This is a genomic window from Cupriavidus sp. L7L (assembly GCF_004353535.1).
GTDB lineage: Bacteria > Pseudomonadota > Gammaproteobacteria > Burkholderiales > Burkholderiaceae > Cupriavidus > Cupriavidus oxalaticus_A.
In genome coordinates this window covers 45,292-59,412 of the sequence record NZ_SMNY01000008.1, presented here as the reverse complement: position 1 = coordinate 59,412, position 14,121 = coordinate 45,292, and the positions used below count along the sequence as shown (strand labels likewise).

Here is a 14,121-nt window from a genome sequence, read left to right as displayed (position 1 = left end):
TCTTGTCGCTGTCTTTTTTGTCAGTATCGCCCGCGCTTCTGGTGCGGCCTCAATTGCTGAACATCAGCGCGGTCAGCAGGAAATCCAGCCCCAGCACCGCCAGCGACGCGATCACCACGGTGCGGGTGGTCGCGCGCGAAACGCCTTCGGGCGTCGGCTTGGCCTCAAAGCCCTGGTACAAGGCGATGAACGTCACGGCAATGCCGAAAATAAAGCTCTTGACCACGCCGTTGAGCACGTCGGCGCGCACGTCGACGCCGCCCTGCATCTGCGACCAGAAAGCGCCGGCGTCGACGCCGATCAGCTGCACGCCGACCACATAGCCGCCCAGGATGCCCACTGCGCTGAAGATCGCCGCCAGCACCGGCATGGCGATCACGCCCGCCCAGAAGCGCGGCGCGACCACGCGCTGCAGCGGGTTCACCGCCATCATTTCCATCGCGGTCAGCTGCTCGCCCGCCTTCATCAGGCCGATCTCGGCGGTCAGCGAAGTGCCGGCGCGGCCCGCGAACAGCAGCGCGGTCACCACCGGACCCAGCTCGCGCACCAGCGACAGCGCCACCAGCAGGCCCAGCGCCTGCTCCGAGCCGTAGCGGTTCAGCGTGTAGTAGCCCTGCAGGCCGAGCACGAAGCCGACGAACAGGCCTGACACGGCAATGATCACCAGCGACAGGTTGCCGACAAAGAAAACCTGGTCGGTCACCAGCCGGAAGCGGCGCAGCAGCGCCGGCGACAGGCCCAGCACGGTAAGGAACATGCGCGTGGCATGGCCCAGGCCCGTCACGCTGCGGCGCACGGCCGCGCCGATGGTGGCAAGGAAGCCGATCACCGCGCACCTCCGGCAAAGTCCTCGGCCAGCGACGGTCCCGGATAGTGGAACGGCACCGGGCCGTCCGCCTCGGCGTGGACGAACTGGTGCACGAAGGGGTCGGTGGAGGCGCGCAGCGCCTCGGGCTCGCCCTGCGCGGCGATGCGCCCGTCGGCAATGAAATACACGTAGTCGGCGATCTGGAAGGTCTCGTGCACGTCGTGCGAGACGATGATCGTGGTCGCGCCGAGCGCGTCGTTGAGGCTGCGGATCAGGCGGGCGGTCAGGCCGAGCGAGATCGGGTCGAGGCCGGCGAAGGGCTCGTCATACATCAGCAGCGCGGGATCGAGCGCGATCGCGCGCGCCAGCGCCACGCGCCGCGCCATGCCGCCCGAGATCTGCGACGGCATCAGGTCGCGGGCGCCGCGCAGGCCGACCGCGTTCAGCTTCATCAGCACCAGGTCGCGGATCATCGAGTCCGGCAGGTCGGTATGCTCGCGCAGCGGGAAGGCCACATTGTCGAAGACCGACAAATCGGTAAACAGCGCGCCGAACTGGAACAGCATGCCCATCTGGCGCCGCACCCCGTACAGGCCGCGGGTATCCAGCCGGTGGATATCGGTGCCGTCGAAGCGGACCGTTCCCGCCTGCGGGCGCACCTGGCCGCCGATCAGCCGCAGCACCGTGGTCTTGCCGCACCCCGAACCGCCCATGACCGCGATCACCTTGCCACGCGGGAACTGCATGGTGAGGCCGGACAGGATGGGCTTGCCGTGGTCCGCATAGGCGAAATCCACCGCATTCAGTTCGATGAGGTTTTGAGCAGGGTCGGTCACGTTGGCACCGGTCGGGACAGGGGCGCATTATAAGGTGTACTACCTAGCCCTGCTGGCACCCGTGTGCCGGGCACCACATCGCTGCCGACCGATGCAATAGGAAAGCGTCGGATTCTGTGAGCGAAAATTCTCGCTTTAAGGTTCCTGCACCTGGCTGACGTCCCGCAGGATCACCTGCCACTGGATCGATTCCGAACGGATCGCCGTGGCGAACGCCTCCGGCGAATCGCGCAGCGTCGTCAGCCCGGCGGCCTGCAGCCGGGAGCGCACCTCGCGCTCGGACATCACCGCGTCGAGTTCGATTGCCAGCCGCGCAACGATCGCCCGCGGCGTCTTGGCGGGCGCCATCACGCCAAACCAGGCGGCCGCCGCGTACCCTTCCAACCCAGACTCCTGCAGCGTTGGCACCAGCGGCGCCAGCGGCGAGCGCGCCACGCCGGTCACGCCGATCAGCCGCAGCCCGCCACTGCGGACCTGGCTCTGCACCGCGGCATACGAACAGAAGCAGGCGCTGATGCGGCCGGCGAGCATCTCCTGCACCACCGCGGCCTCGCCCTTGGCGGTGACCAGCGGCACGCCGTTGTGGATGCCGCGCACGGCGTACTGGGCGTACAGGTGGGAGGGGCTGCCCGGCTGGCCATAGCCGTAGCTGTAGGAAGCCGGGTTGGATTTCACCGCTGTCATCCACTGCTCCGGCGTACGCATCGGCAGCCGGGCGTCGATCACCAGGAACAGCGGCGTGGTGGCGACCCGCGCCACCGGGGTGAAATCGCGCACCACGTCATATGGCACCGGCTCCAGCCCCGGCTGGATCAGCATATTGGCCTGGTGGAAAAGCAGCGTGTGGCCGTCCGAGCTGGCCTTGGCGACGACATCGCCGGCGGTAGTGCCGGCTGCGCCAGGGCGGTTGTCGACCTCCATCAGCACACCCAGCCGCTCAGACAGGCGCTCCGCCAGCAGGCGGGCGACCGCGTCGGCCACGCCGCCGGCCGGGAACGGCACGATCAGGCGCATCGGCCGGTTCGGGAACGACATGCTGCGTACCAACTGCGGCCCGGCTACCACCGGCGTCGCGGGTACGGCGAGCGCGAGCGTGGCACAGCCCAGGACATACAGGCACAGGAAAGGCTTGAGCCAGCGCCGGAGCAATGTCCACGTGGATTGCCACGACGCGAACTTTGCGTTACCTCGCCAAAGCTGCGGCATATTGCGCACTTCGGTCATCAATTTCCTCCCACCCATCCCCTGAGGGGACGGCGAGCTGGTTCTGGGGAAAAAGGATTCGCGAGGCGGTTTCCGTGAGTTGTTTTTTTGAAAATTGTAAGTACATTGCCGGGACGGCCACAGGCACGTAAACCATAGCCGGGAGAACCCTGAAGGCCTTGTCCAGCCTAGCCAAACGCGCCATGACCAGGTCACGGCCCGGTGCCTGCCGCACCGCGGCTCGGCATGAACCGCCGGCTATAATCGCGCGATGACGATGTTTCCCCTGCGGCGCATGACAGCCGCCGACCTGCCCGCCGTGCTGGCCGTGCAGGCCGCCTGCTATACCGAGGTGCTGCTGGAAAGCCGCGACGCGCTGGCCAGCCGGCTGGCGCTCTCCCCCACCACCTGCTGGGTCGCCGACGATCCGCACCGGCCCGGCACGCTGGCCGCCTACCTGTTCACCCACGCCTGGCCCGAGACCAGCCTGCCCCCGCTCGATGGCGTGCTCGACGACGGCTGGCGCCAGGCGCCAACGCCAGCGCCCCTGACCTGGTTCGTCCACGACATGGCCGTGGCGCCTGGCGGCCGCGGCGGCGGGCTGGCGCCACGCCTGTACGCGGCAGCGCAGGCGGCTGCGCTGGCGGCCGGACTGAAGCATTCGCGGCTGATTGCCGTACAGTCGGCGGCGCCCTGGTGGCGCAGGCTCGGGTACGCGCCGGCGGCGGTGGAAACGGCGGCGCGGCACGCTGGCAAGCTGGCGGACTATGGCGCCGCCGCGGTCCTGATGGAAAAGGCGCTGGCCGGCTGAGGCCCGCCGCGGTGCCGAGTCCACAACGAAAAAAAGCCCGCCGGCTTGCGCCAGGCGGGCTTTTTGTTGCGGCAATGAGCTGTGGATCAGCGCGGCAGGTCGGTATGCCCCATCAGGAATGCATCGACCGAACGCGCGGCCTGGCGGCCTTCGCGGATGGCCCACACCACCAGCGACTGGCCACGGCGCACGTCGCCGGCGGCGAACACCTTGGGCACGTTGGTGTGGTAAGCACGCTCGCCCTCGGTGGCGGCCTTGGCGTTCTTGCGCGCATCGGTGTCGACGCCGAAGGCTTCCAGCATCGAGCCCACCGGGTTGGTGAAGCCCATCGCCAGCAGCACCAGGTCGGCCGGCAGGATGAACTCGCTGCCTTCCACTTCCTGCATGCGGCCATCCTTCCACTCGACGCGGCAGGCCTTCAGCGCGGTGACCTTGCCGTTCTCGCCGATGAATTCCTTGGTGGCGACCGACCAGTCGCGTTCGCAGCCTTCGTCGTGCGACGACGAGGTGCGCAGCTTGATCGGCCAGTACGGCCACACCAGCGGCTTGTTCTCTTCTTCCGGCGGCTGCGGCAGCAGCTCAAACTGGGTCACCGAGGTGGCGCCGTGGCGGTTGGACGTGCCCACGCAGTCGGAGCCGGTATCGCCGCCACCGATCACGATCACGTTCTTGCCTTCGGCGCGGATGTCGTTGGCGCCATCGCCAGCCACTTCCTTGTTCTGCGGGATCAGCATTTCCAGCGCGAAGTGAATGCCGTCCAAGTCGCGGCCCGGCACCGGCAGGTCGCGCGGCACTTCCGCGCCGCCCGCCAGCACCACGGCGTCGAACTGGTCCATCAGGGCCTGGGCCGAGATGGTTTCACGCGCGTAGTTCTTGATGCCGGCCGGCAGTTCGCCATCGGTCACCATCACGCCGGCGCGGAAGGTCACGCCTTCTGCCTGCATCTGTTCCATGCGGCGGTCGATCAGCGACTTCTCCATCTTGAAGTCGGGAATGCCGTAGCGCAGCAGGCCGCCGATGCGGTCGTTCTTCTCGAACACGGTCACGTCATGGCCGGCGCGTGCCAGCTGCTGCGCGGCAGCCATGCCGGCGGGGCCGGAGCCGACCACGGCGACGGTCTTGCCGGTCTTGTGGCGCGGCAGTTGCGGTGCAACCCAGCCTTCTTCCCAGGCCTTGTCGATGATGGCGTGCTCGATCGACTTGATGCCCACGGGCAGCTCGTTGATGCCCAGCGTGCACGCGGCCTCGCACGGTGCCGGGCAGATGCGGCCGGTGAACTCGGGGAAGTTGTTGGTCTGGTGCAAGACCTCGATCGCCGACTTCCAGTCCTGGCGGTACACCAGGTCGTTGAAGTCGGGAATGATGTTGTTGACCGGGCAGCCGTTGTTGCAGAACGGGATGCCGCAGTCCATGCAGCGCGCACCCTGGATCTTCGCTTCGCTGTCGGACAGCGCGAACACGAATTCCTTGTAGTGCTTCACGCGCTTGACTACCGGTTCGTAGCCCTCATTCTGGCGCGGAAATTCGAGAAAGCCAGTCGCCTTACCCATGTTGCGTCCTTGGTCATGCTGCGCGGGACCGGCGGCTTCGCCGGCCCTGCGGTGGGGTCAGTATCTTGTCAGGGCCGCGGCGGCTGCCGCGGCCCATCGCTGCTTGGTTCTGCGCTCAGGCCGCGATGGCTTCGCGGTCGCTGTCGCGGGCGGCCTGTTCCTTGGCGTACATCTCGCCCAGCGCGCGCTTGTACTCGGTCGGGAAGACCTTGACGAACTTGCGGCGTGCCGTGGTCCAGTCAGCCAGCAGCGCCTTGGCGCGCTCGGAACCGGTGTAGCGGAAGTGCTGCTCGATCAGGTTGCGCAGGATGACTTCATCCAGCACGCGCTTGCCGTCGACCTTGTGCCACGAAGCCTGGGGCTGGCCCTTCTCCTGGTCGGCCGAGGCCAGCACCGCTTCCAGCGCCACCATCGAGGTGTTGCAGCGCTTGTCGAACAGGCCGTCCTCGTCATAGACGTAGGCCACGCCGCCCGACATGCCGGCCGCGAAGTTGCGGCCCGTGCCGCCCAGCACCACCACCGTGCCGCCGGTCATGTACTCGCAACCGTGGTCGCCGGTGCCTTCCACCACCGCCACGGCGCCGGAGTTACGCACCGCGAAGCGCTCGCCGGCCACGCCGTTGAAGAACGCTTCGCCGGCGATGGCACCGTACAGCACGGTGTTGCCGACGATGATGTTGCGGGTCGGGTCGCCGCGGAACTCGTGCGGAGCGCGCACGATCACGCGGCCGCCCGACAGGCCCTTGCCGACGTAGTCGTTGCCGTCACCCACCAGGTCCAGCGTGATGCCGTGCGCCAGGAACGCGCCGAACGACTGGCCGGCGGTGCCTTGCAGCTGGATGTGGATGGTGTCATCGGGCAGGCCTTCGTGGCCATGCTGCTTGGCGACCACGCCGGACAGCATCGCGCCCACCGTACGGTTGACGTTCTTGACCGGCTGGATGAACGACACGCGCTCGCCCTTCTCGATCGCCGGACGGGCCTTGGCGATCAGCACGTGGTCCAGCGCCTTGCCGGCTTCGGCCGACAGGCCGTGGTCCTGCACGTCGGTGTGGTACAGCGGCACGTCCGCGCCCAGCGACACCTGGTGGAAGATGCGGCTGAAGTCCAGGCCGCGCGCCTTCCAGTGCTCGATGCCAGCCTTGGTGTCGAGCAGGTCGGCGCGGCCGATCAGCTCGTCGAAGGTGCGGATGCCCAGCTGGGCCATGATCTCGCGGGCCTCTTCGGCAACGAAGAAGAAGAAGTTGACCACGTGTTCCGGCTTGCCCTGGAACTTCTTGCGCAGCTGCGGATCCTGCGTGGCCACGCCCACCGGGCAGGTGTTCAGGTGGCACTTGCGCATCATGATGCAGCCCTCGGCAACCAGCGGTGCCGTGGCGAAGCCGAACTCGTCGGCGCCCAGCAGCGCGCCGATGACGACGTCACGGCCGGTCTTCATCTGGCCGTCGGCTTGCACGCGGATGCGGTTGCGCAGGCCGTTGAGCAGCAGCGTCTGCTGCGTCTCGGCCAGGCCCAGCTCCCACGGCGTGCCGGCGTGCTTGATCGACGACCACGGCGAGGCGCCGGTGCCACCGTCATGGCCGGCGATCACGACGTGGTCGGCCTTGGCCTTGGACACGCCCGCGGCCACCGTGCCGACGCCCACTTCGGACACCAGCTTGACCGAGATATCCGACGACGGGTTGACGTTCTTCAGGTCGTGGATCAGTTGCGCCAGATCCTCGATCGAGTAGATGTCGTGGTGCGGGGGCGGCGAGATCAGGCCCACGCCCGGCACCGAGTAACGCAGCTTGCCGATGTAGTCCGAGACCTTGTGGCCCGGCAGCTGGCCGCCTTCGCCCGGCTTGGCGCCCTGCGCCATCTTGATCTGGATCTGGTCGGCCGAAGCCAGGTACTCGGCGGTCACGCCGAAACGGCCCGACGCCACCTGCTTGATCTTCGAGCGCAGCGAATCGCCGTCCTTCAGTTCCAGGTCCGTCTCGATCACGCCGTCGCCCAGCACGCTCTTCAGGGTATCGCCCTGCTTGATGGGGATGCCGCGCAGCTCGTTGCGGTAGCGCTTCTCGTCCTCGCCACCTTCGCCGGTGTTGGACTTGCCGCCGATGCGGTTCATCGCCAGCGCCAGCGTGGTGTGGGCTTCGGTCGAGATCGAGCCGAGCGACATCGCGCCCGTGGCAAAGCGGCGCACGATCTCCTTGGCCGGCTCGACTTCTTCCAGCGGAATCGCCTTGGCCGGATCGACCTTGAACTCGAACAGACCGCGCAGCGTCATGTGGCGCTTGCTCTGGTCGTTGATGATGTTTGCGTATTCCTTGTACGTCTGGTAGGCGCCCTTGCCGTCGTCGGCGCGCACCGAGTGCTGCAGCTTGGCGATCGAGTCCGGGGTCCACATGTGCTCTTCGCCGCGGATGCGGAAGGCGTACTCGCCGCCGGCGTCCAGCATGTTCTCCAGCACCGGGCTGTTGCCGAAGGCGTCCTTGTGCAGGCGCAGCGCTTCCTCGGCCACTTCGAAGATGCCGATGCCCTCGACGTTCGACGGCGTGCCGTGGAAGTACTTCTGCACCAGCTCGCGCGACAGGCCGATGGCTTCGAAGATCTGCGCGCCGGTGTACGACATGTAGGTGGAGATGCCCATCTTGGACATCACCTTGAACAGGCCCTTGCCGACCGCCTTGACGAAGTTCTTGACCGCCTTCTCGGGCGACAGGTCGCCCGACAGGCCGCTGGCCATGTCGGCCAGGGTTTCCATCGCCAGGTACGGGTGCACGGCTTCGGCGCCGTAGCCGGCCAGCAGCGCGAAGTGGTGCACTTCACGCGCGGTGCCGGTCTCGACCACCAGGCCGGTGGACGTGCGCAGGCCCTTCTCCACCAGGTGGTGGTGGATCGCGGAGGTGGCCAGCAGCGCGGGGATGGCAACGTGGTCGGCATCCACCGGGCGGTCGGTTACGATCAGGATGTTGTAGCCCGAACGCACCGCATCCACGGCTTCGGCGCACAGCGAGGCCAGGCGCGCTTCGATGCCTTCCTTGCCCCACGCGGTCGGGTAGCAGATGTTCAGTTCGTACGAACGGAACTTGCCGCCGGTGTAGTGCTCGATGTTGCGGATCTTGGCGATGTCCTTGAAGTCCAGCACCGGCTGGGACACTTCGAGGCGCATCGGCGGGTTGATGTTGTTCAGCTCGAGCAGGTTCGGCTTCGGGCCGATGAACGACACCAGCGACATCACCATGTTCTCGCGGATCGGGTCGATCGGCGGGTTGGTGACCTGGGCGAACAGCTGCTTGAAGTAGTGGTACAGCGTCTTGTTCTTGGACGACAGGATCGCCAGCGGCGAGTCGTTGCCCATCGAGCCGGTGGCTTCTTCGCCGGCCAGCGCCATCGGCGCCATCAGGAACTTGACGTCTTCCTGGGTGTAGCCGAAGGCCTGCTGGCGGTCCAGCAGCTTGGCCACCGGCTTCTTCTCGGCAGCGACGTCTTCCGGCTTGGCGTCGATCTCGTCCAGCTTGATGCGGACAGCGTCGATCCAGCTCTTGTACGGCTTGGCGTTGGCCAGGTTGTCCTTCAGTTCCTTGTCGTCGATGATGCGGCCCTGCTCCATGTCGATCAGGAACATCTTGCCCGGCTGCAGGCGCCACTTCTCAACGATGCGCGACTCGGGGAACGGCAGCACGCCGGCTTCCGAGGCCAGCACCACGACGTCGTCCTCGGTCACGTAGAAACGTGCCGGGCGCAGGCCGTTGCGGTCCAGCGTCGCGCCGATCTGGCGGCCATCGGTGAAGCAGATCGCGGCGGGGCCGTCCCACGGCTCCATCATGGCGGCGTGGTATTCGTAGAAGGCGCGACGGTTGTCGTCCATCAGCGTGTGCTGTTCCCAGGCTTCCGGGATCATCATCATCATCGCGTGGACGAGCGGGTAGCCGGCCATCGTCAGCAGTTCGAGGCAGTTGTCGAACGATGCCGTATCGGACTGACCCGGGTAGATCAGCGGCCACAGCTTGGGCAGGTCGTCGCCCAGCACCGGCGACGAGATCGCGCCGGTACGCGCGTTGATCCAGTTGACGTTGCCCTTGACCGTGTTGATTTCGCCGTTGTGGGCGACCATGCGGTACGGGTGGGCCAGCTCCCAGGCCGGGAAGGTGTTGGTCGAGAAGCGCTGGTGCACCAGGGCCAGGGCCGACACGGCGCGCTGGTCCTGCAGGTCGAGGTAGTACTCGCCGACCTGGTTGGCCAGCAGCAGGCCCTTGTACACAACGGTACGGGCCGACATCGACGGCACGAAGTATTCCTTGCCGTGCTTGAGCTTGAGCGCCTGGATAGCGTGGCTGGCGGTCTTGCGGATGACGTAGAGCTTACGTTCCAGCGCGTCCGTGGTCATGATGTCGCGGCCGCGACCGATGAAGATCTGGCGGATCACCGGCTCGGTCTTGCGCACCGTCGGCGACATCGGCATGTTGGCGTCTACCGGCACGTCGCGCCAGCCCAGCACGACCTGGCCTTCCAGGCGGACCGTGCGCTCCAGCTCCTGCTCGCAGGCCAGGCGCGAGGCGTGTTCCTTCGGCAGGAAGATCATGCCCACGCCGTATTCGCCGGCGGGCGGCAGGCTCACGCCCTGCGCTGCCATTTCTTCGCGGTAGAACTGGTCCGGAATCTGGATCAGGATGCCGGCGCCGTCGCCCATCAGCGCGTCCGCGCCGACCGCACCCCGGTGGTCCAGGTTCTCCAGGATCTTCAGGCCCTGGGAAATGATCTCGTGGGACTTCTTGCCCTTGATGTGCGCGACCATGCCGACGCCGCAGGCGTCATGCTCGTTGGTCGGGTCGTACATGCCTTGCGCCTGCGGACGCAGTTGGTGCAGGTCGAGGGCGGAGGAAGACTCGCTGATTTGCTCGCTGGTCTGCGCTTGGGCCGAAAGGTTCTTCATTTGGTCCACGGGCTGAATTCCGGTGAAGGCTGCGCGAACTGCTGGACTACCGGAACGGGGACCGCGCGCTTTCTAATCAGATCCACCCTGGACTGGATCCGGCGGGTAGGAAAATGGGGACGAAGCTGTCTGCGGGCCGCAGCGGCGTACACGAGCGTGACGCGCCGCACAATGACTGTGGGTGGAGCAACTATATGGGAATCCTGAAAGCCTCGCAAAAATTTTAAATGGGGTCAGAACACATTTAATATCGCACCGTTTCGGTGACGGATTTAAATGGGGACACATCACTTTTGCGTGGCGGGCAGCACCTCGTCCGCCGAAACTTGCACCTTTTTGGGGCGCCCTTTCGGGAGCGGCTGCACGCGTCGCGTTGCACCCCGCTCAAGCTGCGCCAAGAATACCTCGCCACCAAGAGGCCAACCGCTGTGGGCATGGCTGCGGAGCGCTTGCAGCGTGCGGCCGGAAAGCCCCTCGGCGGTCAGCATGCGGTAATTCGACTGGCGTTCAAACGGGGTATTGCCCAGCTCCCAGTACGCGGAGTGATCGCTCACAAGTGGGCTTGCCTCGATGCCGGCGTGATGGCGATAGCTGCTCCAGCGGTCGGCCTCGGGCGTCGAGACCTCACCCGCGCGCAGCGCATTGCCTTCGACATACAGCATGGCCGGCAGCATCCATGGCGCCGGTTCGAATACCGCCGAGCGGAAGCGCCCTTCCCACAGCGTGCCGGTGCGGTTGGCCACGCGATTGAAGTAGCGTGCATAGCGGCGGCCGACTGCCTGCATGGTCAGGCTTAGCGAGTCCGCCCCCTTGGGCGTTGCCACGATGTGGACATGATTGGGCCGCAGCGCGTACGCGTGGACGGCGAGGTCATGCTCGCGCGCGGCCATGCGCAGGCAGTCGAGGTAATGCAGGTAATCGTCCGGGCCGAGGAAGACGTCCTGGCGATTGTTGCCACGTTGCAACACCAGGGCGGGAAGTCCGGCGGGGGAGAAACGGGGAAGGCGGGCCATGGCAGGTCATGCGAGCGTCGATGCCCGCATGATAGCCTGATCCGTCCCCAATTATCCGAAGGCGCCCAAGCCTTCCTTGCGTATCAGTTGCCCTCGCTGACCGCGAAGATGCGCCGGTGCTCGCGGATCGCATAGCGGTCCGTCATGCCGGCGATGTAATGCGCGATCAGGCGCGGCTGGTCGGCGCCGTGGCCGGCCTGGTACTGGGGCGGCAGCAGGCGCGGATCGGACATGAAGGCCCCGAACAGGTCGCCGACGATGCGCTGGGCCTTGGCCGACATTCGCATCACCAGGTAATGCCGGTACAGGTGCCGGAACAGGAAGCGCTTCAATGCCGCCGCTTCCTCATGGAGTTGGGGACTGAAGCCCACCAGGGGGCCGGCGGCCCGCACCGCGTCGATATTGCGCGGGTTGGCGGCGGCGATGTTGCGGCTGGTGGTCTCGATCAGGTCCACGATCAGCGTATTGATCATGCGCCGGACCGTCTCGTTGATGGCGCGCCGGCCATTCACGCCGGGGAAGGCATCGGCTACCTCGGCGCGATGGCGCGCCCACATCGGGACCTCGTCCAGCTGCTCCAGCGTCAGCAGGCCGGAGCGCAGGCCGTCGTCGATATCGTGGTTGTTGTAGGCGATCTCGTCCGCCAGGTTGGCCAGTTGCGCCTCCAGCGACGGCTGCGTGCCCTCCAGGAAGCGCCGGCCCAGCTCGCCCAGCGCCGCGGCATTGACGCGCGAGCAGTGCTTCAGGATGCCCTCGCGGGTCTCGAAGGTCAGGTTCAGGCCATTGAAGCCGCCATAGCGCTCCTCCAGCTCATCCACCACCAGCAGGCTCTGCAGGTTGTGCTCGAAGCCGCCATGGTTCTTCATGCAGGCGTTGAGCGCATCCTGCCCGGCGTGGCCGAAGGGGGTATGGCCAAGGTCGTGCGCCAGCGAGATGGCTTCGACCAGGTCTTCGTTGAGGCGCAGGTTGCGGGCGATCGAGCGGGCAATCTGCGCCACCTCCAGGCTATGGGTTAGCCGGGTGCGGAACAGGTCCCCCTCATGGTTGACGAAGACCTGGGTCTTGTATTCGAGCCGCCGGAACGCGGTGCTGTGGATGACCCGGTCCCGGTCGCGCTGGAATTCGCTGCGCGACTGCGACGCAGGTTCGGCGTGCACCCGCCCGCGCGTCTGCGCGGAGCGGGCGGCGTACGGGGCGAGGTGGCTTTCAAAGTCGGTCATGCGGCAATCCGTTGGCTGTAGGTTTGTGGGCCTGGGTTGCGAGGCATAACCGGTCACTCAAGCGACCGTGGCCTCGGTGGGAGGTTTAAGCACCGCGTGCTGCAGCGTGGCACGCAGGTCGGCGTCCGGCACCGTGGTGATGAACGCCTCGCCGAGCTTCTTCAGCAGGATGAACTTGATGCTGCCGGCCTCGGCCTTCTTGTCGACCTTCATCATTTCGATATAGCGGTCGGTGCCCAGTTCCGGCGCCACCACCGGCAGGTTGGCTGCCAGCGTCAGTTCGCGGATGCGGGCGCGGGTCTCGGTGTCGATAAAGCCCAGGCGGTGCGAGAGGTCTGCGGCCATCACCATGCCGCAGCCCACCGCCTCGCCGTGCAGCCAGGCGCCGTAGCCCATGCCGGCCTCGATCGCATGGCCAAAGGTGTGGCCGAAATTGAGGATGGCACGCAGGCCGCCCTCGCGCTCGTCCTGCGCCACCACGCCGGCCTTGATTTCACACGAACGTTGCACCGCCACCGCCATCAGCTCGGGGTCGCAGTCGTTCAGCGCCTTGATATTGCGCTCGATCCAGGCAAAGTACCCGGCGTCGGCAATGGCGCCGTGCTTGATCACCTCGGCCATGCCGGCGGCCAGTTCGCGCGGGGGCAGCGTGCGCAGCGTGTCGATATCGGCGATCACCGCGTTGGGCTGGTGGAACGCGCCGATCATGTTCTTGCCAAGCGGGTGGTTGATGCCGGTCTTGCCGCCCACCGATGAATCCACCTGCGACAGCAGCGTGGTCGGCACCTGGATGAACGGCACGCCGCGCATGTAGCAGGCGGCGGCAAACCCGGTCATGTCGCCCACCACCCCGCCGCCCAGCGCGACCAGCGTGGTCTTGCGGTCGGCGCCGGCCTGCAGCAGCGCGTCGAAGATCAGGTTCAGCGTTTCCCACTGCTTGAAGGCCTCGCCGTCGGGCAGCGTGACCGTGCGCACAATCTTGCCGAGCGACTTCAGGCTGGCCTCGACGCGCGCCGCATAGAGCGGCCCCACGGTCTCATTGGTGACGATGACGGCGTGCTGGCCGCGCACGTGCGGGCGCAGCAGTTCGGCGTTGTCGAGCAGGCCGGTACCGATATGGATGGGGTAGCTGCGCGCTCCCAGGTCGACTTCAAGCGTGATCATGGATGGGTGGGGTCCTGCGGCGCCGGTTGCGGGGGATCGATCGCGAAGCCGGCCATTTCGAGTTGCATCAGCACCATATTAGCAAGCTGCGCCACCGAAGGCTTGCCGGTTTCGATAATGAAATCCGCCACCTCGCGGTAGAGCGGGTCGCGCTGGGCGTACAGCGCCTCGAGCTTGCCCTTGGGGTCTTCGGTCTGCAGCAGCGGGCGGTTGCGGTCGTGGCGGGTGCGCAGCCACAGGTCGTGGGGGCTCGCGCGCAGGTAGACCACGGTGCCGCGGGCCTTCAGCACCTCGCGGTTTTCGGCGCGCAGCACCGCGCCGCCGCCGGTGGCCAGCACGATGCCCTGGCGCCCGGCCAGTTCGCGGATCATCGCGGTCTCGCGGTCGCGGAAGCCGGCTTCGCCCTCGACCTCGAAGATCACCGGGATGCGCACGCCACAGTGCGCCTCGATCTCGTGGTCGGAATCGAAAAACGGATAATGCAGACGCCGCGCCACCGTGCGGCCCACGGTAGTCTTGCCGGCGCCCATCAGGCCGACGAAAAAGAGATTGGGTCGATCGGATTCCGGTCGGTCGGATTCCTGTCGATCGGGGT

The 14,121-nt window shown here is 66.6% G+C and carries 10 protein-coding genes; 1 reads left to right on the top strand and 9 read right to left on the bottom strand.

Annotation, left to right across the window (positions count from 1 at the left end; genetic code table 11):
• Positions 1 to 49 precede the first annotated feature (49 nt).
• The 3 genes from mlaE to E1J61_RS07400 all read right to left on the bottom strand — a co-directional run bounded on the left by mlaE (position 50) and on the right by E1J61_RS07400 (position 2,868).
• Positions 50 to 829 (bottom strand): lipid asymmetry maintenance ABC transporter permease subunit MlaE, encoded by a 780-nt coding sequence (mlaE, locus tag E1J61_RS07410; RefSeq protein ID WP_133093455.1) that lies wholly within the window; start codon positions 827 to 829, stop codon positions 50 to 52.
• Positions 826 to 1,644, bottom strand: coding sequence for an ABC transporter ATP-binding protein (locus E1J61_RS07405; protein WP_133093454.1), 819 nt, complete (start codon positions 1,642 to 1,644; stop codon positions 826 to 828). Before E1J61_RS07405 ends, mlaE begins: the two co-directional genes overlap by 4 nt.
• 135 nt (positions 1,645 to 1,779) lie before the next feature.
• On the bottom strand, positions 1,780 to 2,868 hold the full coding sequence (locus E1J61_RS07400; RefSeq protein ID WP_133093453.1) for a tripartite tricarboxylate transporter substrate binding protein: 1,089 nt from the start codon (positions 2,866 to 2,868) through the stop codon (positions 1,780 to 1,782).
• 250 nt (positions 2,869 to 3,118) lie between these two features.
• Here E1J61_RS07400 and E1J61_RS07395 point away from each other — a divergent pair, with 250 nt between their 5' ends.
• Complete coding sequence (locus E1J61_RS07395; RefSeq protein ID WP_133093452.1) at positions 3,119 to 3,658, top strand: GNAT family N-acetyltransferase; 540 nt, start codon at positions 3,119 to 3,121, stop codon at positions 3,656 to 3,658.
• Positions 3,659 to 3,744: 86 nt separating this feature from the next.
• Here E1J61_RS07395 and E1J61_RS07390 read toward each other — a convergent pair whose 3' ends face one another.
• The 6 genes from E1J61_RS07390 to E1J61_RS07365 form a co-directional block, all read right to left on the bottom strand.
• Positions 3,745 to 5,208 carry a glutamate synthase subunit beta gene (locus E1J61_RS07390; protein ID WP_133093451.1) on the bottom strand — a complete coding sequence of 488 codons (1,464 nt, stop codon included), beginning with the start codon at positions 5,206 to 5,208 and terminating at the stop codon, positions 3,745 to 3,747.
• A gap of 115 nt (positions 5,209 to 5,323) precedes the next feature.
• Positions 5,324 to 10,129, bottom strand: coding sequence for a glutamate synthase-related protein (locus E1J61_RS07385; protein WP_371703147.1), 4,806 nt, complete (start codon positions 10,127 to 10,129; stop codon positions 5,324 to 5,326).
• 287 nt (positions 10,130 to 10,416) lie between these two features.
• Positions 10,417 to 11,142 carry a transposase gene (locus E1J61_RS07380; RefSeq protein ID WP_133093450.1) on the bottom strand — a complete coding sequence of 242 codons (726 nt, stop codon included), beginning with the start codon at positions 11,140 to 11,142 and terminating at the stop codon, positions 10,417 to 10,419.
• A gap of 83 nt (positions 11,143 to 11,225) precedes the next feature.
• Positions 11,226 to 12,362: a deoxyguanosinetriphosphate triphosphohydrolase gene (locus E1J61_RS07375; RefSeq protein WP_063241249.1), complete on the bottom strand. Its 1,137-nt coding sequence runs from the start codon at positions 12,360 to 12,362 to the stop codon at positions 11,226 to 11,228.
• 57 nt (positions 12,363 to 12,419) lie between these two features.
• Entirely contained in the window at positions 12,420 to 13,526 is a 1,107-nt protein-coding gene (gene aroB / locus E1J61_RS07370; RefSeq protein ID WP_133093449.1) for a 3-dehydroquinate synthase, read from the bottom strand.
• Positions 13,523 to 14,056 carry a shikimate kinase gene (locus tag E1J61_RS07365; RefSeq protein WP_133093536.1) on the bottom strand — a complete coding sequence of 178 codons (534 nt, stop codon included), beginning with the start codon at positions 14,054 to 14,056 and terminating at the stop codon, positions 13,523 to 13,525. Before E1J61_RS07365 ends, aroB begins: the two co-directional genes overlap by 4 nt.
• Positions 14,057 to 14,121: the final 65 nt, after the last annotated feature.